At 61.2% G+C, this 22,219-nt stretch carries 19 protein-coding genes, 1 tRNA gene and 2 pseudogenes; 13 read left to right on the top strand and 9 right to left on the bottom strand.

The genetic code is table 11. The features are described 5' to 3' along the window. Positions 1-187: 187 nt before the first annotated feature. From ACOX7T_RS13545 to ACOX7T_RS13535, 3 genes are all read left to right on the top strand, one after another. A complete protein-coding gene (locus ACOX7T_RS13545) occupies positions 188-1,522 on the top strand; it encodes a glucose-6-phosphate isomerase (RefSeq protein ID WP_433443687.1) in 1,335 nt (444 codons plus the stop codon). Positions 1,523-1,923: 401 nt separating this feature from the next. After that, complete coding sequence (locus ACOX7T_RS13540) at positions 1,924-2,337, top strand: hypothetical protein (RefSeq protein ID WP_433443685.1); 414 nt, start codon at positions 1,924-1,926, stop codon at positions 2,335-2,337. A 116-nt stretch (positions 2,338-2,453) separates the two neighbouring features. Beyond that, complete coding sequence (locus ACOX7T_RS13535) at positions 2,454-3,815, top strand: MATE family efflux transporter (RefSeq protein ID WP_433443683.1); 1,362 nt, start codon at positions 2,454-2,456, stop codon at positions 3,813-3,815. Positions 3,816-3,861: 46 nt separating this feature from the next. On the opposite strand, the gene ACOX7T_RS13530 is transcribed toward ACOX7T_RS13535, so the two are convergent. From ACOX7T_RS13530 to ACOX7T_RS13510, 5 genes are all read right to left on the bottom strand, one after another. Next, entirely contained in the window at positions 3,862-4,227 is a 366-nt protein-coding gene (locus tag ACOX7T_RS13530) for a hypothetical protein (protein WP_433443681.1), read from the bottom strand. Between the two features lie 121 nt (positions 4,228-4,348). After that, positions 4,349-4,444, bottom strand: a tRNA-Sec gene (locus ACOX7T_RS13525). A gap of 25 nt (positions 4,445-4,469) precedes the next feature. Continuing rightward, positions 4,470-6,359 (bottom strand): selenocysteine-specific translation elongation factor, encoded by a 1,890-nt coding sequence (gene selB, locus ACOX7T_RS13520; RefSeq protein WP_433443679.1) that lies wholly within the window; start codon positions 6,357-6,359, stop codon positions 4,470-4,472. Next, a complete protein-coding gene (gene selA / locus ACOX7T_RS13515) occupies positions 6,356-7,753 on the bottom strand; it encodes an L-seryl-tRNA(Sec) selenium transferase (RefSeq protein WP_433443677.1) in 1,398 nt (465 codons plus the stop codon). The genes selB and selA overlap by 4 nt, the downstream gene beginning before the upstream one ends. A gap of 306 nt (positions 7,754-8,059) precedes the next feature. After that, positions 8,060-8,335, bottom strand: coding sequence for a helix-turn-helix domain-containing protein (locus ACOX7T_RS13510; protein WP_433443675.1), 276 nt, complete (start codon positions 8,333-8,335; stop codon positions 8,060-8,062). Between the two features lie 181 nt (positions 8,336-8,516). Between ACOX7T_RS13510 and ACOX7T_RS13505 the strand changes: the two genes are divergently transcribed. Beyond that, positions 8,517-10,304, top strand: a complete 1,788-nt coding sequence (locus tag ACOX7T_RS13505) for a stalk domain-containing protein (protein WP_433443673.1) — start codon at positions 8,517-8,519, stop codon at positions 10,302-10,304. 57 nt (positions 10,305-10,361) lie between these two features. Here the strand turns inward: ACOX7T_RS13505 and ACOX7T_RS13500 are convergent, their stop codons facing one another. Both ACOX7T_RS13500 and ACOX7T_RS13495 read right to left on the bottom strand, forming a co-directional pair. Then, entirely contained in the window at positions 10,362-10,850 is a 489-nt protein-coding gene (locus tag ACOX7T_RS13500; protein ID WP_433443671.1) for a phosphatase PAP2 family protein, read from the bottom strand. Positions 10,851-10,929: 79 nt separating this feature from the next. Beyond that, positions 10,930-11,346 (bottom strand): hypothetical protein, encoded by a 417-nt coding sequence (locus ACOX7T_RS13495; RefSeq protein WP_148316414.1) that lies wholly within the window; start codon positions 11,344-11,346, stop codon positions 10,930-10,932. Positions 11,347-11,568: 222 nt separating this feature from the next. Here ACOX7T_RS13495 and murI point away from each other — a divergent pair, with 222 nt between their 5' ends. The 3 genes from murI (at position 11,569) to argS (ending at position 14,714) form a co-directional block, all read left to right on the top strand. Next, positions 11,569-12,384 carry a glutamate racemase gene (gene murI / locus ACOX7T_RS13490; RefSeq protein WP_433443668.1) on the top strand — a complete coding sequence of 272 codons (816 nt, stop codon included), beginning with the start codon at positions 11,569-11,571 and terminating at the stop codon, positions 12,382-12,384. Between the two features lie 84 nt (positions 12,385-12,468). Then, the gene (locus ACOX7T_RS13485) at positions 12,469-12,912 is read left to right on the top strand and encodes a DUF1934 domain-containing protein (protein WP_006575270.1); all 444 of its coding nucleotides are present in this window, start codon (positions 12,469-12,471) and stop codon (positions 12,910-12,912) included. Positions 12,913-12,965: 53 nt separating this feature from the next. Continuing rightward, positions 12,966-14,714, top strand: a complete 1,749-nt coding sequence (gene argS, locus ACOX7T_RS13480) for an arginine--tRNA ligase (RefSeq protein WP_433443664.1) — start codon at positions 12,966-12,968, stop codon at positions 14,712-14,714. Positions 14,715-14,762: 48 nt separating this feature from the next. Here argS and ACOX7T_RS13475 read toward each other — a convergent pair whose 3' ends face one another. Beyond that, positions 14,763-15,041 (bottom strand): hypothetical protein, encoded by a 279-nt coding sequence (locus ACOX7T_RS13475; RefSeq protein WP_433443661.1) that lies wholly within the window; start codon positions 15,039-15,041, stop codon positions 14,763-14,765. 268 nt (positions 15,042-15,309) lie between these two features. Here ACOX7T_RS13475 and ACOX7T_RS13470 point away from each other — a divergent pair, with 268 nt between their 5' ends. The 3 genes from ACOX7T_RS13470 (at position 15,310) to ACOX7T_RS13460 (ending at position 18,116) form a co-directional block, all read left to right on the top strand. Then, entirely contained in the window at positions 15,310-16,161 is an 852-nt protein-coding gene (locus tag ACOX7T_RS13470) for a transketolase (RefSeq protein ID WP_433443659.1), read from the top strand. A 1-nt stretch (position 16,162) separates the two neighbouring features. Continuing rightward, positions 16,163-17,113 carry a transketolase family protein gene (locus tag ACOX7T_RS13465; protein ID WP_433443656.1) on the top strand — a complete coding sequence of 317 codons (951 nt, stop codon included), beginning with the start codon at positions 16,163-16,165 and terminating at the stop codon, positions 17,111-17,113. A 175-nt stretch (positions 17,114-17,288) separates the two neighbouring features. Then, positions 17,289-18,116 carry an HAD family hydrolase gene (locus tag ACOX7T_RS13460; protein WP_433443653.1) on the top strand — a complete coding sequence of 276 codons (828 nt, stop codon included), beginning with the start codon at positions 17,289-17,291 and terminating at the stop codon, positions 18,114-18,116. Positions 18,117-18,191: 75 nt separating this feature from the next. On the opposite strand, the gene ACOX7T_RS13455 is transcribed toward ACOX7T_RS13460, so the two are convergent. Further along, positions 18,192-19,055 carry an AraC family transcriptional regulator gene (locus ACOX7T_RS13455; RefSeq protein WP_433443650.1) on the bottom strand — a complete coding sequence of 288 codons (864 nt, stop codon included), beginning with the start codon at positions 19,053-19,055 and terminating at the stop codon, positions 18,192-18,194. A 450-nt stretch (positions 19,056-19,505) separates the two neighbouring features. Between ACOX7T_RS13455 and ACOX7T_RS13450 the strand changes: the two genes are divergently transcribed. From ACOX7T_RS13450 to ACOX7T_RS13440, 3 genes and pseudogenes are all read left to right on the top strand, one after another. After that, on the top strand, positions 19,506-20,873 hold the full coding sequence (locus ACOX7T_RS13450; RefSeq protein WP_433443647.1) for a carbohydrate ABC transporter substrate-binding protein: 1,368 nt from the start codon (positions 19,506-19,508) through the stop codon (positions 20,871-20,873). 115 nt (positions 20,874-20,988) lie between these two features. Then, positions 20,989-21,876 (top strand): annotated as a pseudogene (locus tag ACOX7T_RS13445) (carbohydrate ABC transporter permease). A gap of 13 nt (positions 21,877-21,889) precedes the next feature. Then, positions 21,890-22,219: pseudogene (locus ACOX7T_RS13440) on the top strand (carbohydrate ABC transporter permease); the annotation flags it as partial.

The raw sequence follows: 22,219 nt of genomic DNA, 5'->3' as shown, positions 1-22,219 counted from the left end.
CCCATGCAGAGCCTGAAGAACTGAAGAAACAACCCGCTCTAACGGGATGCACTCCGGCGCGGCGCTGAAAATGCTCCGCGCCGGAGTGCTATTTTCAGCTCATTTTCCTCTAGGAAAATGAGCCGGTTTGGTGTATACTTTTGCCACTGGGAAATCCCATGTGATACTGATGAGGAGGCTGTTTGATATGCCCAAGGTTGACGCATCCAACGCGCTGAGTTTCCTGCCCGAAAACTGGCTGACTGGCCGGGAGGCCGCTCTGGCCGAGGCCCATGCCATGCTCCAGGAGGGCCGTGGCCCCGGCTCCGATTTCCTGGGCTGGGTCCACCTGCCCGAGAACTACGACAAGGAGGAGTACGCCCGCATCAAGGCCGCCGCGGCCAAGATCCGCTCCGACTCCCAGGCCCTGGTGGTTATCGGCATCGGCGGTTCCTATCTGGGCGCCCGCGCCGTCATCGAGCTGCTGGCCTCTCCCAACTATAACCTGTGCAAGAAGGACGGCCCCGAGATCTACTTCGTGGGCAACGGCCTGTCCACCGACGCCATGCTGGAAGTGATGGAGCTGCTCAAGGGCAAGGACTGGTCCATCAACGTCATCTCCAAGTCCGGCACCACCACCGAGCCCGCCGTGGCCTTCCGTATCTTCAAGGCTCTGCTGGAGGAGAAGTACGGCAAGGAGGGCGCCAAGGGCCGCATCTACGCCACCACCGACGCCCACAAGGGCGCTCTGAAGGGTCTGGCCGACGCTGAGGGCTATGAGGAGTTCGTGGTGCCCGACAACGTGGGCGGCCGCTACTCCGTCCTCACTGCCGTGGGCCTGCTGCCCATTGCCGCTGCCGGCATCGACATCGACGCCATGATGGGCGGCGCCCACAAGGCCATGGAGATTATGTCCAAGCCCGGCCTGGACAACCCCGCCTGGCAGTACGCCGCTGCCCGCAACGGCCTGTATGACGGCGGCAAGAAGATTGAGCTGCTGGCCTGCTATGAGCCCTCCTTCCGCTTCTTTGCCGAGTGGTGGAAGCAGCTCTACGGCGAGAGCGAGGGCAAGGACGGCAAGGGTATCTTCCCCGCCAGCGTGGAGTTCACCGCTGACCTGCACTCCATGGGCCAGTATATCCAGGAGGGCGAGCGCCACCTGTTTGAGACCGTGGTCCGCTTTGCCGAGTGCGACGGTGAGATCACCATCCCCAACGACCCCGACAACGTGGACGGCCTGAACTTCCTCTCCGGCAAGCCCCTGTCCTTTGTGGCTGAGAAGGCCTTCCAGGGCGTGGTGCTGGCCCATGTGGACGGCGGCGTGCCCAACCTGTCCGTCACCGTGCCCAAGCGCACCCCCCGTGCTGTGGGTCAGCTGATCTACTTCTTCGAGTACGCCTGCGGCCTGTCCGGCCACCTGCTGAAGGTCAACCCCTTCAACCAGCCCGGCGTGGAGGCCTACAAGAAGAACATGTTCGCCCTGCTGGGCAAGCCCGGCTATGAGGACCGCAAGGCCGAGCTGGAGGCCCGTCTGAACGGCTGAGCCGCATTCGGCCTTGCGAGCGCCGCGGATGCGGCGTCCCAAGCGTTTTGCGGAGCAAAACCTTGATGCGAGGGCGGATTCACTCCGCCCCGCAGATGGAAGAAACGGGGTCCCCGCGGAATCGGGGATTCCGTGGGGCCGAGCTGGAGGCCCGTCTGAACAAGGACTGAGCATAGCTGCCTGAACAAGGGTTAAAAGGAAAAAATTGTGTCCAAAATGATACTGCCCGGACGGATTTTCCTCCGTCCGGGCAGTATTGGTTAAGCATGCCAATGCGGGCACGGGGAAACATGAAATTTTAGTGAACTTGTGCAAACTGGTTGCAATCCGACCGGATAAATGGTAACATAGAGGCACAAGGCCGGAGGCGTTCCGGCGTACAATGTAAGGAGTGATAAACTATGGTGAGAGTGATCATGGGTGTCAAGGGCACCGGCAAGACCAAGCAGATGATCGAGCTCATTAACTCTGCCGTGCATAGCGAGAACGGAAACGTGGTCTGCATTGAGCGCGGCCCCAAGCTGACCTACGATATTCATTATAAGATCCGCCTCGTGGAGGCTTCCCACTACGAAATGAAGTCCTATGACTTTATGAAGGGCTTTATCAGCGGCCTGTATGCCGGCAACTACGATATTACCCATGTCTTCATCGACAGCCTGACCAAGATCGTCCCCTCCGAGCCCAATGATGCCGCGGTGGAGGACTTCCTCGACTGGCTCAACAGCTTCAGCGAGAAGAACAACATCAAGTTCACTGTCACCATCAGCGCCGATGCCGACCTGGCTACCGAGGGCGTGAAGAAGTACTTCTAAGCACACCGTATGCCAGCGCCCCCGGAGGGCTTTCCCTCCGGGGGCTTTTCCACGCCCAACGGAACCAAAAAACGGAAAAAGTGCCCGATACAGCGGGCCGGAAAGGGGAGAAAACCATGCAGCAGGATCTGACCAAGGGCCAGGTCACCCGATCCATGCTCCTCTTTGCCCTGCCCATGATATTGGGCAATCTGCTCCAGCAGCTCTACAATGTGGCGGATACCCTGATTGTGGGCCGCTGCCTGGGGCCCGGGGCCCTGGCGGCGGTGGGCTCCTCCTACACCCTGATGACCTTCCTCACCTCCATTCTCCTGGGGCTGTGCATGGGCAGCGGGGTGTACTTCTCCATCCTCTTCGGAAGCCGGGAGGAGGAACAGCTGCGGGAGAGCATCTTTGTCTCCTTTGTTGTCATTGCCGCTGCCACAGCGCTTCTCAGCGGGGTGGTCATAACCCTGACAGACCCCATCCTCCATGCCATTCAGATTCAGACCCAGGTGTATGACATGACCCGGGCCTATGTCCGGGTTATCTTCCTGGGCATTCCTTTCACATTCCTCTACAACTACTTCGCCTCGCTCCTACGGGCCATCGGCAATTCGGTGGTCCCCCTGGTATTCCTGGGGGTGAGCGCGGTGCTGAACATCATTCTGGACCTGGTGTTTGTGATGGTCCTGAGCCGGGGTGTGGCCGGTGCGGCTGAGGCCACGGTCATCTCCCAGGCTGTCTCGGCGGCCTGCATTGCCCTGTATGCCTTCCGCAAGGCGCCCCAGCTCCGTCCCCGCCGGTCCAACCTGAAGCTGCGGCGGCGGACTGTGGGGAAGATCTTCTCCTACTCCTTCCTCACCTGCGTCCAGCAGTCGGTGATGAACTTCGGTATCCTGATGATCCAGGGCCTGGTCAACAGCTTCGGCGTGGATGTGATGGCCGCCTTTGCCGCGGCGGTAAAGATAGACTCCTTCGCCTACATGCCTGTCCAGGACTTCGGCAACGCCTTTTCCACCTTTATTGCCCAGAACTACGGCGCCGGCAGAACAGACCGCATCCGGGCGGGCATCCGCTCCGCCGTAATCACCGCACTGGCCTTCTGCGTGGTCATTTCGGTGCTGGTGTTTGCCTTTGCCGGACCGCTGATGACCATCTTTGTGGAGCCGGAGGAGACCGGAATCATCGCCATCGGCGTGGAGTACCTGCGTATTGAGGGGGCCTGCTACTGCGGCATCGGCTATCTTTTCCTGCTCTACGGCCTCTACCGTGCCCTGGGCCGCCCCGGCATGTCAGTGGTACTCACCGTCATCTCCCTGGGCACCCGGGTGGCGCTGGCATACCTGCTGGCCCCCATCCCCGCCATCGGTCTGCCCGGTATCTGGTGGGCCATCCCCATCGGCTGGGTGCTGGCTGACGCGGTGGGCTTCGGGTTTTACCGGCTCAGAGAGAAAAAGCGGCTGGAACAACTGGAATATGCGTCCCCGGCGGTGTAAAAAAAGCCCGGCCCTGTATGACAGGGCCGGGCTTTCTGTATGCAGATTAGAACATGGGGCGGGAATTTTCGCTGAGGACCGCGTTGATATAGGACTCCAGGGGAGTGGGCATGGCGGCGCGGATCTGCTCGTAGAGACGGGTGAGGGTGGAGTCCCCCGACTCACCGAAGGGGACGGGAGACAGGCCGGAGGCGGGGATGATCTGGCAGACGGCCTCTTCCGTCTCCTCATCCAGGAGGAGGAAGATGGTGCCGCCCTTGTAGTCGGCCTGGAAGGACTTTTCGGCGTTGACGTCCTCAAACCAGCGGTAGCTCTCCGGCGTGAGCCGGCTCCAGGAGAGGGCACCGTCCTTGGTCAGAGCGGAGATGGTGGAGAAGAACTTGTTGGAAACCACGTTTTCACTATGGGTCATCGTTCCATTGCTCCTTTCAAGCGGGGCTGCTGCCCCGGCAGAATCACCATTGGCACCAAACAGTATAACATAAAAATCGGGCGTTTTCTATAAAACATTTGCCCACTTGCGGAGAAAGCGGTGGCGGGGGCAGGTGAGGATCGAACTCACCGGGGCGGGACCGCCGCCCCCAGCGGTTTTGAAGACCGCGGGGCTCACCAGATACCCTTCTGCCCCCATGGTGCCGCTAAATATAAATTATATCACAGATTGCCGTCCCGGAGAACCCTGTAATTTCCCTCCCGGCGGGTGAGTCCCTCCTGGTCCCAGTGCTCCAGCAGGAGCAGGGCGTATTTCCGGCTGACGCCCGCCCTGTCCCGGAACCGGGCCAGAGTGAGGGTAGGGGAGGCCTGAAACAACTCCAGCAGCAGGACGCGGGCCTGGCTCAGGGGGCGGCGGTGGATGCGGCAGCCTGCTCCCAGGGGAATCAGAATCCCCTGCCGGGTCATGGCGGCCATGACCTGACGGCAGGCGGGGGCGTCGGGGCCGAAGGTGGCCTCCACGGCGGCGTCCTCCGGGGCCTCCAGCCCGGCACGGCGGTACAGGACCTCCAGCCTGTCCCGGATTTTGGCCAGCTCAGGGGTGTATCTGGGCCGGAACCCGGGGTGGAACACCAGACCGTTCCGCCGGCGGAGTACGCCTCTTGCCTCCAGGACGGCCAATAGGGACTGAGACAGAGGACTGTCCTCAGGGAGCAGCCGGGTACACAGTGCCTGTTCCGCCATGCCGGGCTCCAGGGGCCGGGCGGCGTGCCAGTTGTCCAGAAGGGCCGCGGCCCGGTGTTCCAGCGCCTCCATAGCGGCGGCGGACAGCCAGAACGCCCCCAGGGGCACGGCTTCCCCCGCCTGCTCCAGGCGACTCAGCACCGCCAACCCCTCGGCCTGGGACAGCCCTGCGGCCATGGCCAGCTCCTCCAAAGGCTGTGGGAAGGCGCGGCCCTCCAGCGCCGCCGCCATGCGGCGGAGGGGGTCGGGGGAGGCCAGGCCGGACAGCCGCTCCGCCAGGCCGGGGTCCTTTTTCCTGTGGCGGGGGGACAGGTCCAGCAGTACGCCGCCCCCCACGGTGGTCACCGGGGAGAAGAAGCGGACCACGAACCGGTCCCCCGCCCGGGCGGCCATGGGGGCGTCCAGCCTGAGCTGGGCAAAGCAGGTCTGGCTGGGCAGCAGCTCCGCCCGGTCAAAGAACACACACCGGCACAGCTGGGCGGCGGCACCGTGGTGGAGGTGGAGCCGGGCGCCGTGCTTCACCGAAAAGGGGGAGTCCGCCAGCAGGGTCAGCTCCACGTCCGCCCGGTCGGTGAGAACCATGGAGCCGGGGGCGGCCAGGGTAGCCCCCTTCCGGATGGCATCGGCGTCCCCGGTCAGCAGCAGGGCAGCCCGGCTGACCGCCTCCAGCCGCTCCGCCCCCGCGCCGTGGCACTGGAGCTCCCGCACCCGCACCGTCCCAGGTCCGGGGTACAGCGCCAGGGTATCGCCGGTGGAGACCTGTCCGGCGGACACAGTACCCGCCGCCACAGTTCCGCGGCCCTGGGGGGAGAAGAGCCGGTCCACCTCCAGCCGGAAGGGAAGGTCCGTCCGCCGTCTGCGGGGGGGCAGGGCGGCGATGGCCGCCCGCAGTTCCTCCAGCCCCAGACCAGTTTTGGCCGACACGGGCAGGATGGGCGCACCCTCCAGAAAGGTGCCCGCCGTCAGGGTGGCGCACTCCGCTTTGACTTGAGTCAGGCGGTTTTCGTCCGCCAAATCCGCCTTGGTAACGGCCACAATGCCCCGCTCCATGCCCAGCAGGGCACACAGGGCCAGATGCTCCCTGGTCTGGGGCATGACCCCTTCGCCCGCGTCCACGGTGAGGAGCACCCCGTCCGCCCCCGCCGCCCCGGTGAGCATGTTGCGGATAAACTTCTCATGGCCGGGCACGTCCACCAGGTCGGCCGTCCCGCCTCCCGGCAGAGGGAGCACCGCAAAGCCCGGCTCAATGGTCAGTCCCCGGCGCTTCTCCTCGGCCAGGGTGTCGGTGTCCGTGCCGGTGAGGGCCTTCACCAGAGCGGTTTTTCCGTGGTCCACGTGGCCCGCCACCGCCAGAATTAGGTGACTCACCGGTTCCTCCCCCTTACAGCCTCTGCCGCCCGGAGGATTTCGCCCTCATCCTCCGCCGACAGGGTGCGCACGTCCAGCAGAAGGGCGCCGTGGTGGATACGGCAGAGGATGGGCACCGCATGGCGCCGGAAGGCAGTCTCCAGTCCCTCGGGCACACCGGGCCCGGCGGTGACAGCGGCGCAGAAGCCGGGCAGCTCCTCGTTGGGCATGGAGCCGCCTCCCACCTGTCCAGTGCAGGGGAGGACGGACACGGTATAGTCCTCCCCCAGGGCCTTTCTCAGTCCGGCAGCCAGACCCTCGGCACGAGCGCGCAGCTCCTCAGGCCGGGCACCCAGCATGGACAGCAAGGGCAGGGCCTCCCTGGCGCTCTCCGGGGCCCGGAGAAGGAGCAGGGTGGCCTCCAGCGCGGCCAGGGACAGCTTGTCGATGCGCACCACCCGGGCCAGCGGGTGGCGCTTCATGGCGTCGATGTACCGCTTTTTTCCAAGCACGATGCCCGCCTGGGGGCCGCCCAGCAGCTTGTCACCGGAGAAGCACACCACGTCCGCCCCGTCGGCCAGAGCTGCCGCCGCGCTGGGGGCGGCGGGGAGGGAGGGCAGGCTCTCAGCTGTGAGGACACAGCTGCCCAGGTCGCAAAGCAGGGGCAGGTCATGGGCCGCCGCCAGCCCGGAGAGCTGGGACAGGGGGGTGTCCTCGGTAAAGCCCACAATCTGATAGTTGCTGGTGTGGACCTTCAGCAGAGCCTGGGCCTCACCGGAGAGGACGGCCCGCTCATAATCGGACAGCCGGGTCTTGTTGGTGGTGCCCACCTCCCGGAGCACGGCGCCGCTGGCTGCCATAATCTCAGGCACCCGGAAGGCGCCGCCGATCTCCACCAGCTCACCCCGGGATACCGCCACCCCTTTGCCCGCCGCCAGAGCGGAGAGCATGAGGAATACGGCGGCAGCGTTGTTGTTCACCGCCATGGCCGCCTCTGCCCCGGTGAGGGAGCAGAGCAGAGCCTCCACATGGCTGTGGCGGCTGCCCCGGCAGGCGTTGTCCAGGTCGTACTCCAGGTTGGAGTAGCCCTCCGCAACCGCCATGACCGCCTCCGCCGCCCGAGGGGCCAGGGGGGCACGGCCCAGGTTGGTGTGGAGCACCACGCCGGTGGCGTTGATGACCCGCTTCAGCCCCGGGCGGCTCATAGTCTGGGCTGCCGCGGCAATCTCACCGGCCAGGGCTTCCAGTGGCGGCACCCCTGCCCCGGCCAGGGCGGCCCGGCGGACTTCCTCCAGCTTGTCCCGGGCGGCCTGTCGGACGAGGGTATAGGGAATGCGCTCCCGGGCGGAGAGAAGAATGGGGTGGGACAGCAGCACGTCCATTTTGGGCAGGGCGCGGAGCGGATTTTCACACATGGACAGCACCTCCGGCAGGTGATTTTTACAGCTTGGATTTCTATATTATAATGGCTGCGGAATAAACCGTAAATCGGTTTATTCCCGCGGCGGAAGCCGCGCAATTCCATAAAAACGGCGCAAAGGAGCCGCTTTTATGAAATTCAGCCATTGTTGCAATGCGTATTTCCGCTGGTGCATCTCAATACACCAGCGGAAGGTGCAAGGGTTTTGGATAATTTTATCCAAAATCCTTGCACCGGAACAAAGCCAAGTGGCCTTGAAAACTTTGGTTTCAAGGCTTTCGGCTTTGTTCCGTACGCATTATTATAGCACAGATGTATCCCCGGCGGGCCAGGATTTGTCCTCATCCAGCAGGGCGAGGGGGGAGGTGTTCAGGGCGGCGGCCAGGGCCAGAAGCTCAAAGTCGGCCACCACCCGGATGCCGGTCTCAATCCGGCTCACCGCCTTCTGTTCCAGGGCGAGACCGGCCACCTGGAGCCGGGCGGCCAGCTGCTCCTGGGACAGGCCCAGATCCACCCGCAGCCGGCGGACCTGACGGCCGCAGAGGTTGGCTTTTCCGCGGTATCGGTACAGTTTCATGGGAGCCCTCCAATATGCCAAAGATGGATAATATCCTTGACAGTATCACGGAGGACGGCTATAATTATTCCAAAGATGACTAAATAAAGAAAAGGGAAAGAAAAAGTGGACATATGAGGGGAAAAGAGCTACACTAAACCTGAAGAACCCTGAAAGCCCGGGACAAAAAGGAGGAAGAACCATGAGAAAGCTGGCAGTTGTGATGGCAGTGCTTCTGCTCCTCTCCTGCGTGCCCGCCGCGGCGGCCGAGGAGACGGCGCTCACCGGAGTGGAGGCCTATCAGCAGTACGGCCCCTGGTACACCTGGACCCAGGAGCAGAAGGACAGTGCGGTGGCGGACTGGAGCGAGGAATTCTGGAGCGACTACTGGGACGCCTATTTTATCCAGGTATACGCCGACGACGAACAGTACTACGCGGACCTGGACGCCTGGAATGCGGCCTTCTACGGAGAGACCTGGAACGACTATCTGGAGGTGGAGAAGGAGGCACTGGGCATGCCCTACCCCGACGGCATCAACGTGTCGGTCAACGGGGAATGGCTGACTTTGGACGGCGTACAGCCCTGGGCCATGGACGGCCGCATCATGGTGCCGGTGCGTCCCTTCCTGGAGGCCCTGGGTGCCACGGTGGACTACTCTGAGACCGTAGTTACCGCCAAGCTGGCCAACGGGGACAGCCTGGAGCTGACGCTGGGGAGCACCACCCTCACCAGAGTGTCCGGGGGCAGGATTGACAAAATCGAGATGGACGTGCCCATGGTGGTCTCGGCGGGCCGTACCTACATCCCCGCCCGCTTTGCCGGCGAGGCGGTGGGCATGACGGTGGAGTGGGACGACTACTATCAGGCGGCCTGTTTCACCGACTGGGACAGCATTGCGGCTCAAATCGATGAAAACTTCTCCATCCTCAACACCATTCTGGCTCTGGACGGGGACCGGTGGGACCCGGAGCAGACTTACCGGGTGAAGGAGCTGGTGTCCGGTTCCATGACCCTCTACGGTGAGACCGAGGCGGAGAACGATACCGCCGCCATGTCCCTGGCTGTGGACGGCCTGGTCCGGGGCGGTCAGGCGGATCTGGACATGAAGCTGGATCTGGACCTGGGAGAGCTGAAGGAACTGGTCACCGCCAGCATGCTGGAGGAGGATACGGCGGCGCTGGACCTGCTGTCGGACTTTGAGATGGAGGTCCGGGGCGATCTGGGCCAGGGCACCCTCTACATGACCGGCAACAAGCTGGGGGATATCCCCGGCAGTACCGTGGGCAGCGGCGAGTGGCTGGCCCTGGACCTGGGCCAGTCCATTGACGTGGCCGCCCTGGTGGAGGCGCTGGAGGCGGCACAGTCGGAGCCCCTCACCGTGGGCGCCCTGCTCGCCGTCGGGCCGCGGGAGAACGGTACCGGATGGTATTGGGCGCCTCCCTGTACCCAGGTGCTGGACAAGGCGGAGAAGCTGGCCCTCTTCCTGGGCGACGACTGCTTCACCGTCTCCACCTCCGGCAGTACCACTACCTACACCCTGAAGGTGGACACCCTGAGCCTGGCGGACAAGCTGTCCGGCCTGACAGACGAGGATGAGACAGGTGAGCTGTCCCTGCTGCTGGACTATCTGAAGGGCGACCTGAAGGTGGATTGCAGCGGTACCATCAAGGTGCGGGACAACAAGCTGGTGGACATGGATGTGCGCTTCACGGTGAAGCTGCCCGCCTCTGTTACGGCCAGTATGCCTGTGGATATTACCTTTGCCATCAACGGGAACAACACCAAGGCGGAGTGCACCCTGACCGCCAAGGCCGCCTATGGCGGAAAGATGGAGCTGAAGGCAGAGGCTTCTGTGGAAAAGACCAGCGGCACGCCTGCCACCACGCCTCCTGAGGGAGCGGTAATCCACACCCAGGACGAGTATCTGGATTACGGCGAAGAATACCTGACGGATGCCGCATGGGGACTGATGAGTGCCATCCGGTAACAAACGAAAAAATCCACCTTCCCGGCCGGGAAGGTGGATTTTTTATGCGTCGGGTACTTATGGAATGAGCCAGAAGCCCACCGCGCCGCAGGCCGCGCCCATAATGGCGCCTGCCAGCACGTCCCTGGGGAAATGGACGCCGCCGATGACCCGGATAAGCGCGATGAGCACCCCAACGGCCAGGAACACCCCGCCCAGAGGGGGAAATATCCACCAGAAGGCCATGTCGATGACAAAGACCGAGAACACATGGCGGCTGGGGAAGGAGTTTCCCCTGGTGTCCTTGAGAATGAGCGGGGTGATGTCCAGCACCTCGTAGGGCCGGGGGGCGTTGCACCGCTTGCGGAAGAAAGTGAGAGCCACAAAGGAAACCGCCGGTGTAATCACCGCCCGCAGCAGCCGGTGGTCCCGGGTGAGGAGCAGGAAGAGAAGCAGGGCAGGGTAGGCGATATAGACGGACAGGGTGAGCAGCTTGTTCACCGCCCGGACTGCCCCGGCGTAGGGGCGGAAGGGGGCGGACAGGCGGGCGTAGAGAGAGGCTGTCATGGAAACCTCCTGAACAAATGGGATACATACAAAACCGCACCCGCCCGGCGGGCGGGTGCGGAAATGGCGCTGGCTGATATCAGGGCAGGTCGGCGTCGATGAGGATGTTGTCCGTGCCGTGCTCCTCAAACTCCGCCATATAGCCGTCAATGCGGCGGTTGAGCTCCTCGTAGTTGGTCTCGTCAATGGGGGGATCGTCCATGTCCCGGCGGGCCAGATCCTCGGCGAGAATCTCGAAAAACACGTTGTTTTCGTACTCCATGATGGCCTCGTGTATGCCGCCGTCCACAAAGGCCCGGGAGGGCACCACCTCGCCCTGCCACAGCTCGGCCAGGCTGGGCATTCCCTCTTCAGCGGCTTTGGAGAAGAGCAGGCTCTCCACCTCGTCATAGTCGGCAAAGCGGTCGTCGCCCCGGGTGGAATTGAGGATCCAGTTGCCGATATAGACCATGTCAAGCAGCCGGCGGTACTGCTTTTTTGTCAGTTCCAGCTTCATGCGCGAAACCTCCTCGCTGTCGTGACATCGCGGAGCATGGGGCAGAGCCGCTCCGCTTGCACATATTATATTAACAAGATGGGGAAAAGTCAAACCCGGCCAAAGGAGAAATCCGGTGAAAATTCCCCTTGTGTTCCGCCATGGTTTCGCATATATTATATAAGATGAAGCGGCAGGCGGAGTAATTCCGCCCCGCAATTGTTTTGTCTGGAGGTTGTTGCTGTGGACCGTCGGCCAATCGGCGTGTTTGACTCGGGTATGGGCGGCCTGACCGCTGTCCGGGAGCTGATCCATCTGATGCCGGAGGAGGATATTGTCTACTTCGGCGACACCGGCCGGGTGCCCTACGGCAGCCGCTCCCGGGACACCATCATCAAGTACGCCCGGCAGGACGTGGCCTTTCTCAACACCTTTGACCTGAAGGCCGTGGTCATCGCCTGCGGCACCGTGTCCACCACGGCCCTGGAGGTGCTGGAGCAGGAGAACCCCATTCCAGTGCTGGGCGTGGTGCGGCCCGCTGTGGCGGAAGCGGCCGCCGCCACCCGCAGCGGGAAAATCGGTCTCATCGGCACCCAGGCTACCATCCGCACCGGGGCCTATGAGAAGTACATCGCCAAGCTGCTGCCCGACGCCCAGGTCACCGCACGGGCCTGCCCCCTCTTTGTGCCCCTGGTGGAGAACGGCCGCTTCCGGCCCGGAGACAAGGTGGCCGAGATGGTGGCCGAGGAGTACCTCACCCCCCTGAAGGAGGCCGGTGTGGACACCCTGGTGCTGGGCTGCACCCACTACCCACTCCTGTCCCAGGTCATCGGCAATTTCATGGGCCCGGATGTGAAGCTCATCAACACTGGCGCGGCCTGCGCCCGGCAGGTGGCCGCCATGCTGAAAAAGCGGGACGGCCTCAACAGCCCCGACCATGTGGGCACCCGCCGCTACTTCGCCAGCGACAGCGCCGCCGACTTCGCCGCCCTGGCCTCCATCTTCCTGGGCCGGGACATCACCGGTGCGGTGGAGCAGGTGGATATTACAAAATATTGAGAAGAAACCGGCGGCAGTCCTTTACTTTTCCCCGAATTTGGGATATAATACCTTGCATTTCGGTACACATCAGAGGTCGAGAGAATGGATAAGAGCGTCATTATTTCCATCAAGGGCAAGCAGTCCTACGAGAATGTAGAGGATGAGACCATCGAGCTGGTCACCGAGGGCCTGCTGGCCAAGGAGGGCGAGGGGGCCTACACCCTCAGCTACCAGGAGAGCGAGCTCACCGGCCTGGAGGGGACCCTGACCACCTTCCAGATTGAGGACGGCCGCATCACCCTCATGCGCCACGGGGAGGTCAACTCCCAGATGGTGTTCGAGGAGGGCCGCCGCCACCTGTCCATGTACAACACCCCCTACGGTGCCCTGGCCGTGGGCATCAAGACCCACCGCATGGACTGCCGCATGGATGACCATGGCGGCAGCATTGAGATCAACTACGCCATTGAGATTGAGCACGCTGTGGCGGGGCAGAACCTGTTCCAGATTCAGGTCCGGGAGAAGCCCCCTGTGCTGATGCAGTAAGTTCACGGGCGGCGGACGCCGCCCTTTACCAGATATTGATGAGGTGATTTGAGATGTCCAACATGATCCAGTCCGCCAAGGACCAGGTGGCGTCCCTGACCCAGGCGGCCTATGAGAAGGCCGCCGCCGAGGGCCTCCTGCCCGCCGGCGCCCAGGTAAAGGCCACCATCGAGATTCCCAAGGACGTGTCCCACGGGGACTACGCCTCCTCCTTCGCCATGGCAGGGGCCAAGGCCCTCCACATGGCCCCCAGAGCCATCGCCCAGATTATCCTGGACCACCTGGAGCTGGAGGGGACCTATTTCCAGAGCGCCGAGATCGCCGGCCCCGGCTTCCTCAACTTCCGCCTGGGCAGCCGCTGGTACGGCGAGGTCATCGCGGACATCGAGCGGGAGGGCATGACCTACGGCGCCGTGGACGAGGGACACGGCGAGAAGGTCATGGTGGAGTTCGTCTCCGCCAACCCCACCGGCCCCATGCACATCGGCAACGCCCGCGGCGGCGTGCTGGGCGACAGCCTGGCCAGCGTGCTGGAGCGGGCCGGCTACGACGTGTGGCGTGAGTTTTACGTCAACGACGCCGGCAACCAGATCCACAAGTTCGCCGTGTCCATCGACGCCCGGTACCGCCAGCTCATCCTGGGTGAGGAGAACGTGCCCTTCCCCGAGGACTGCTACCAGGGCGACGACATCAAGGAGCTGGCCGCCGCCTTCCGCGCTGAGAACGGCGACAGCTGGGTGGACAAGAGCGAGGAGGAGCGCCAGGAGGCCATGGCCAACTTCGGTCTCAAGCGCAACATCCCCAAGATGCAGGAGGACCTGCGCCGGTACAAGATTGAGTACAACGAGTGGTTCCTGGAGTCCACACTCCACAACAGCGGCTATGTGGCCGAGACCGTGGGCATGCTCAGCGACAAGGGCTGGACCTATGAGAAGGACGGCGCCCTGTGGCTCAACACCACCGAGCTGCTCAAGGAGAAGTACATGCGGGAGGGCAAGACCCGTGAGCAGGTGGACAAGCTGGACCTGAAGGACGACGTGCTCCGCCGGGCCAACGGCTTCTACACCTACTTCGCCGCCGACATCGCCTACCACCGCAACAAGCTGGAGAAGCGGGGCTTCCAGACCGCCATCAACATCTGGGGTGCCGATCACCACGGCCACGTTGCCCGTCTCCAGGCGGCCCTGGACGGCCTGGGCCTGGACGGCTCCCACCGCCTGGTGGTGGTGCTCATGCAGCTGGTGAACCTGCTCCAGGACGGCAAGCCCGTCCGGATGAGCAAGCGCTCCGGCAAGGCCATCGCCCTGCGGGATCTGCTGGACGAGGTGAGCGTGGACGCCTGCCGCTACTTCTTCAATTCCCGCTCCTTCACCAGTCCCCTGGACTTCGATCTGGACCTGGCTGTCAAGGAGGACTCCGACAACCCGGTGTACTATGTCCAGTACGCCCACGCCCGTATCTGCTCCCTGGTGGCCCGCATGATGGAGGAGGGGGCCGGCGTGTCCGCTGCCTCCGCCATTGACGCCTCTGTGTTCTCCACCCCTGAGGAGCTGGCCCTGGTCAAGACCCTGTCCCTCTTCCCTGAGGAGATCCGTCTGGCCAGCCGGGACTACGACCCCTCCCACATCAACCGCTACCTGCTCACCCTGGCCGGCGATTTCCACCGGTTCTACAACGCCTGCCGCATCAAGGGCGAGGAGGAGCACGTTCTGGCCGCCCGGCTCAAGCTGGCGGACACCGTCCGCTCCGTGCTGGCCAACGGCATGGCCCTCATCGGCGTCACCGCCCCCGAGAAGATGTAATTCTGTCTTACAACAACCCCCCGCTCATCCGAGCGGGGGGTTGTTTTGTCAGTCGCATTCTACCTGGGTGTAATCCTCCGTGCCGCAGCAATCCTTGTGCTCCTCCCCGGGGAGCGGGAAGAGGGCCAGGGACGCCCCGAAGAGCAGCGCCGCCAGGATGGCGATCGCCTGCACCTTGTTCTCCTTGAGCAGATGGCCGTGCTCCTCCCACAGAGGGAGTTTGAGGCTCTCTCCCAGCTTCTCCGCGCCGTAACAGATGATCAGGGCAATGACCGCGCAGCACGCCAGCCGCACCGCCGTATCCCGCTTGCTTTCCTTCCGCTCCATCACCGCCGCCTCCTTCCATTCCTGTATCACCAGTATATGCGCCCAGGCGGCGGGCATGTGAAAAGGGGACCGAAAGTCCCAGAAAGACCGGCATGGAGCCTCATATTCTGTTTGACCCCCGCCCCGGGCCATGCTATAATCTAAACTGGATATTAATTGGCGCATTGTGCCGGAAATTTGACACAGTGTACCCTGTCCGCGGCCTGATTGTTATTTTACTTTCCCTGTTTTCTTCAAGAGAAGGGAAAATGAAGAAAGGAAGGATTCCATGGAACCCAAAGAGATCCAGGAGCTGGCGATTACCGCCACCAGGGGCCGGCTTTTGGGCCTGTCGGCCATCCACCGTGCTGCCTCCGGCCACACCGGCGGCTCCCTGTCCGTGATGGACATTCTCACCGTCCTCTACTTCCATGAGATGAAGGTGAACCCCGAAGAGCCCAGGGACCCCGACCGGGACCGCCTGGTGATGAGCAAGGGTCACTGCACTCCTGCTCTGTATTCCGTGCTGGCCCTGCGTGGCTTCTTCCCCGTGGAGGATATGCAGCTGTTCCGCAGCATTGACGGCCACTACTCCGGCCACCCCGACATGGTCCATGTAAAGGGCGTGGATATGTCCACCGGCTCTCTGGGCCAGGGACTCTCCACCGCCGTGGGCATGGCTCTGGCGGGCAAGCTGGACAACAAGGACTACCGGGTCTACGCCGTTCTGGGCGACGGCGAGCTGGACGAGGGCCAGATCTGGGAGGCCGCCATGGCGGCCGCCAAGTACCATACGGACAATCTGTGCGCCGTGGTGGACTACAACAAGATGCAGATCGACGGCATCACCGACGACGTCATGCCTCTGGGCGACCTGCACGCCAAGTGGGCTGCCTTTGGCTGGAACGTCATTGAGGTGGACGGCCACGATTACGCCGCCCTGGCCGACGCGCTGGACCAGGCCAAGACTGTGAAGGGCAAGCCCACCGTCATCATTGCCCATACCATCAAGGGCAAGGGTGTGTCCTTCATGGAGCGGGTGTTCACCTGGCACGGCAAGGCGCCCAACGACGAGCAGTACGCCCAGGCCAAGGGCGAGCTGGAAGCATACCTGAAGCAGCTGGAAGAGGAGGGGAAGTAAGATGGCAGGAAGCATTGCGACCCGTGCCGCCTATGGCGCGGCCCTGATTGAGCTGGCTGAGACCCATCCGGAGCTGGTGGTTCTGGACGCGGATCTGGCCCAGGCTGTCACCACCTGCAAGTTCGCCGAGAAGTACCCTGACCGGCACTTCGATATGGGCATTGCCGAGTGCAACATGACCGGCATCGCCGCCGGTCTGGCCTCCTGCGGCAAGCACCCCTTCACCAATACCTTCGCTATCTTCGCTACCGGCCGCGCCTGGGAGCAGGTGCGCAACTCCATCGCCTATCCCGGCCTGCCCGTCACCGTGGTGGGCTCTCACGGCGGCCTGTCCGTGGGCGAGGACGGCGCCACCCACCAGTGCACCGAGGACCTGAATAACATGCGGGTTATCTCCGGCATGACCGTGGTGGTGCCCTGCGACGGCAACGAGACCCACCTTGCCACCGAGGCCCTGCTGAACCTGAACTCCCCCTCCTACCTGCGGCTGTGCCGTATGGCGGTGGACAACGTCACCGACGAGATCCCCGGCTATAAGTTTGAACTGGGCAAGGGCTTCACCATGCGGGACGGCGGCGATGCCACCATCATTGCCTGCGGCCTGATGGTCCAGGAGGCCCTCAAGGCCGCGGATATCCTGGCTGCCGAGGGCATCTCCGCCCGGGTCATTGATATGCACACCATCAAGCCTCTGGATGAGGAGCTGGTGGTCAAGGCGGCTCAGGAGACCGGCGTCATCGTCACCACCGAGGAGCACAGCGTGATCGGCGGCCTGGGCGCCGCCGTGTGCGAGTGCCTGTCCCTGCGGTGCCCCACCCCCGTGGTGCGCCACGGCGTGGAAGACTGCTTCGGCCGTTCCGGCGCCGCCAAGAAGGTGCTGGCTGCCTACGGCCTCACCGCTGAGGTGCTGGCCGACAAGGTGCGCTACGCCCTCACCCTCAAGAAGGGCTGAAGCATAGACCACCGGGCACAGCGCGCGGACGGAGTATGCTGACGAAATCCGGAAGTGCGGAGCCGGTTCTCCACTGACGGAAGCCGGGGACGCTGTACGGACCACTCTGCGGCAGGCCGCCGACCCGCGGCCTGCCGCTTTTGTCTGAGCCCTTCAGCAGAAAGGAGCGAATAACGTGATTAAACTTATTGCAATGGATATGGACGGTACACTGCTCAACGATGACCACGCCACCATATCCCAGCGCAACCTGGACGCCCTCCACGCGGCGGCGGAGCAGGGAATTGAAGTGGTCATTGCCAGCGGGCGCACCTGGAGCCTGCTGGAGGACATTGCCCGCAATGTGGGCGTGGTGCGCTATGTGCTCATCTCCAACGGTGCAGCCATCCTGGACCTGAAGACCGGGGAGTGGCTGCTCCAGGTGGGAATGCCGGAGCAGCAGGTCCTGGATTTCATCCGGGTTCTGGACGAGCACAACACCCCCTTTGAGCTGTTCTGCGACGGCACGGCCTATATGGAGCGGCAGTACCTGGAGCGGGCCATGGGGCATGCCCTCTCTCCCGACTACGCCAAGCTGTTCCGGTCCCGCATGACCCTGGTGGATGACCTGGCCCCTGTGATTGCCGGACGGACTGTGGAGAAAATTCATGTATTCCATGTGGAGCCGGAGGAGCGGGAGATGCTGACCAAGGCGCTTCAGGCGGTGGGGCCCTTTGAGTCTGCCTGTGCCTACGCCACCAATATGGAGATTACCTCTCCCGATGCGGACAAGGGCGCGGCGCTCTCTGTGCTTTGCCAGAAGCTGGGGATTGACGCCTCGGAGGTCATGGCCTTCGGCGACGCGGACAACGATCTGGGCATGCTCTCCTGGGCGGGCTGGTCCTTTGCCATGGGCAACGGCACGGCCAAGGCCAAGGCCGCTGCAAAGCACATCGCCGATACCAATTCCGCCTCCGGCGTAGCGCAGGCCGTGGAGGCGTATGCGCTGGGCCGGCAGCCCTGACACTTGAATAGGAAAGACAAAAGCCATCCCTTCGGGGATGGCTTTTGTTGTATATAAACTGAGGCTGTTTAAAAATTATTGTATCTGATACATAAGAGAAAAGTAATTTGAGGGAGAGACACCCATTATCTCTTTAAAAATTTTGGAAAAGTGCTGCTGACTGCAAAAACCTGTGTCCAATGCCAGTGAGAGCATAGGGTATTCCGGGTGCGCATCTTTCAGCTCAATAGCTTTGGCAATCCGGACAAAATTGATATAAGCTGCCACGCCAATGCCGAAATTGCGTTCAAAGAGCTTGCTGAGATAGCTCGGAGAGACATTTGCGTGGTTGGCAATATCCTGGACATAGAGCTTTTCCATATAGTGCTGGTTGATATATAGGGTTGTATTTATTAAGTAGGGATTTTCGTACAGACGATTGTTGGAAGACAGCCGCATGTCGCGGGAGAGCATAACGCTCAACTGGGCCATGTAGAAATAGAGCATATCATCGGAGTATTCCTGTGGATTTGAGAGTTCAGCACGGATTCCCTCGATACAGGCCTGGAGAAAGGCTGTACTTTGCCCTTTGAAGTACTTTCGCTTTCCCATCATAATTTCAAGGATGAATGGAAGGGAGAGCACTGCTTGATTGACCTGTGGGAGCATCTCCAGCAGGACCTGACTGTGAAAATGAATCAGCAGAATGGAGCAGTCCTCCTCGCAGACGGAGGTGCTGTGGGGAGTATTGGAAAAAATTACAACATATTCACCGGGCTGGATGGTCTGTGTCAGATTGAGTACAGAGAAGTTCAGCGTCCCGCGGAGGCAGATAAAGAGCTCCATTGTCCGGTGCAGATGAGTGGGGCAGAGGTACCCTGCCGGCAAAGTCTGCAAGAACGCATTATCCAGAAGCTTCTTGGCTTTTGGGGGTGAATGCCAGCTGAGTGCAGAAGCCATCAAAATTCCTCCCAACGGTATGATATCAAACTGCCTTCATGAAATCCTTTGCTGTATTATAGCAAAAAAAGAGAAGGAGTACAGTAAAAATAAAAGTAATATGCTTTTTCCAGTATGAAGAAAAAAGCTAAAAATAGAATAAAACAATTAAAATGTATTGAAAAGAGAAAAGAAAATGATGCAGAAATATAAAATCGAAAAGGACACAGAGAGAAGAAAAATATATTTTGGCATACAACGAACAAAAAATTAGTGCCGAAATATATAAAAAGCGGGGAAATAGTACCAGTTTATAGAAGTGTACAAAATGAATAAATGATATAGTTTTTTTAGAAAAAATTAGTACATTCAACCAAATGAAAGCGGCGCTGATTGCTGAGCACGAGCAATGCTTCAGAATGCAGAGCAAAGGGAAGTAAGACTGAAAGATTAATTAGGAGGTCAAATGAAATGAAGGCAAAGAAACTGATGTCAATGGGACTTGCGGCAGCGCTCTCGCTGTCCCTTCTGGGCGGCTGCGCCGACAACACCACCGGCGGCCAGTCTCAGACTCCCGCTCCCAGCGGCAGCCAGTCCGGCGGCGAGCCTGCCGCCACCGAGACCATCAAGGTGGCTGCGCTGGAGAGTGCATACGGCGCAGATATGTGGCAGAAGGTGGCGGATGCCTTTACTGATGAGACCGGAATTGAAGTGGAGCTGATTGTGGATCGCAACCTGGAAGACGTCATTGGTCCTGCCATGCAGGGCGGTGAGTTCCCCGACTTCATCCACCTGTCCGCCGGCCGTGAGGACGCGCTCACCGAGGCTTTCATCCGGGACCAGAACATTGAAGAGGTGACGGATGTCCTCTCCATGACTGTGCCCGGCGAGGACGTGACTGTGGGCGACAAGATTATGGACGGCTTCACCGACTCCACCGTGACCAACCCCTACAGCGACGGCAAGACCTATTTCGCCCCCATGTTCTACTCTCCCTGCGGCCTGTTCTACAACGCCGGCCTGTTTGAGGAGAAGGGCTGGGAGGTTCCTACCACCTGGGACGAGATGTGGGAGCTGGGCGACAAGGCCATGGCTGAGGGCATCTATCTCTTTGCCTATCCCACCCACGGCTACATGCAGGAGTTCACCTTCGCCCTGGCCTATGCTGTGGGCGGCCCCGAGTTCTTCAACAGCATGGTCAACTATGAGGAAGGTGTATGGGACACTGAGGAAGGCAAGCAGCTGCTGGACATCGAGGCCAAGCTGATGACCTATACCAACCCTATGGTTCCCGCTTACGACAACAACGCCGACTTCACCAAGAACCAGCAGATGGTGCTGGACAATGAGGTCCTCTTCATGCCCAATGGTACCTGGGTCGTGAATGAGATGGCCGAGGCGCCCCGTGCCGAGGGCTTTGAGTGGGGCTTTACCGCCATTCCCGCTGTGGAAGAGGGCGGCGATGCGTACAGCGTAGCCTGGATTGAGCAGGCCTGGATTCCTGCCGGCGCCGAGCACAAGGATGCTGCCAAGCAGTTCATGGCCTTCATGTACAGCGATACCGCCGCCGAGATCTTTGCCGAGTCCGGTGCCGTTCAGCCCATCTCCGGCATGGACCAGAAGCTGGAGGGCGACAATGCTCTGTTCTACTCCGTCTATGAGAACGGCGCCAAGCCTGCCATGGGCAGCTGGGCTGCCACCGCACCTGTGGAGGGCGTGAGCATTATGGAGACCATGATGGGCGGTCTTAATGGACTGATTTCCGGCACTACTACTCAGGAACAGTGGACGGCCTCCATCGTGGAGGTTATGGATACGCTCCGCGCCAACAAGGTTTGACAAGCGGCACAGTCCATTTCTTCCCCCTGGTGAGCATATACAGAGGAAAACGGTGGGCAGGGTTGCTTGCTCACCGTTTTCCTGTGTCAAAACACATTAAAAAGGAGATGGAGACGTGAGAAAATGGAAAGGCTTCAATCGCTTTCTGATGCTTTGTATCGCGCCTGCCACGGTACTGTTCATCATCTTTATGGTCATCCCCACACTGGAAGTGTTCCGGATGTCCCTGTTCAAGCGCAGCGCATACTCTTCCACTGAAACCTTCGTAGGCTTTGAGAATTTCATCAAGCTCTCCAAGGAGGCGAATTTTATCCGCGCCATGCAGAACACGATACTCCTCATTGTCGTTGTCACCATGGTGACCTTTGCCTTTGCCCTGGTGTTTTCGGGAATTCTGACCCGGGAGAAGATTAAGGGACAAAATTTCTTCCGCGTGGTGTTCTACATCCCCAATATCCTCTCCATCGTGGTCATCGCGGCCATCTTTTCCGCCATTTATGACCCCGCCAATGGCATCCTTAACAGCCTGATCTCCATGGTTACCGGCAAGACGGTGGCTATCCTGTGGAAGGGCGAGAAGCTGGTGATGCTCAGCCTGATCATCGCCATGGTGTGGCAGGCCATCGGCTACTACATGGTCATGTACATGGCCTCCATGGCCAGTGTGCCCAAGAGCCTGTACGAGTCGGCCAGCCTGGACGGCGCCGGCCGGATCAAGCAGTTCTTCCAGATTACCATCCCTCTTATCTGGACCAACATCCGCACCACCCTGACCTTCTTCATCATCTCCACCATCAACATGGCCTTCCTGTTCGTCAAGGCCATGACCTCCGGCGGCCCCAACGGCGCCAGTGAGGTGGCCCTGAGCTACATGTACAAGTAGGCCTATACCAACTCCACCTACGGATACGGCCTGGCCATCGGCGCGATGGTCTTTGTGTTCTCCTTCATCCTCTCCGCTCTGGTGAATAAGGCCACCAAGCGGGAGCCGCTGCAGTTCTGAGGAGGCGTGTGATATGGAAGCAGTGAAAAAGCATACCTCCGGCGAGAGAATCTATAAAATCTTTATTTACATTGTGCTGATTGCGCTGGCCGTGTGCATCCTGGTGCCTGTGGCGTGGGTGTTCATGGCGTCCATCAAAGAGAACAGCGAGTTCTACGGCAATCCCTGGGCGCTGCCCATGGGCTTCCACTGGCAGAACTTCGTGGACGCGTGGAACACGGCCAAGATGGGCGACTACATGCTCAACTCCGTGATTGTGACCGTGCTGGCTCTGGCCATCCTGCTGGTTGTGGCCCTGCCCGCGGCCTACTGCCTGTCCCGGTTCCACTTCCGCGGCCGGAAG

This window comes from Pseudoflavonifractor sp., assembly GCF_050943825.1.
Classification (GTDB): Bacteria; Bacillota; Clostridia; order Oscillospirales; family Oscillospiraceae; genus Pseudoflavonifractor.
Note: the sequence above shows the minus strand (reverse complement) of the source record. Positions and strands in the feature narration are given on the sequence as shown.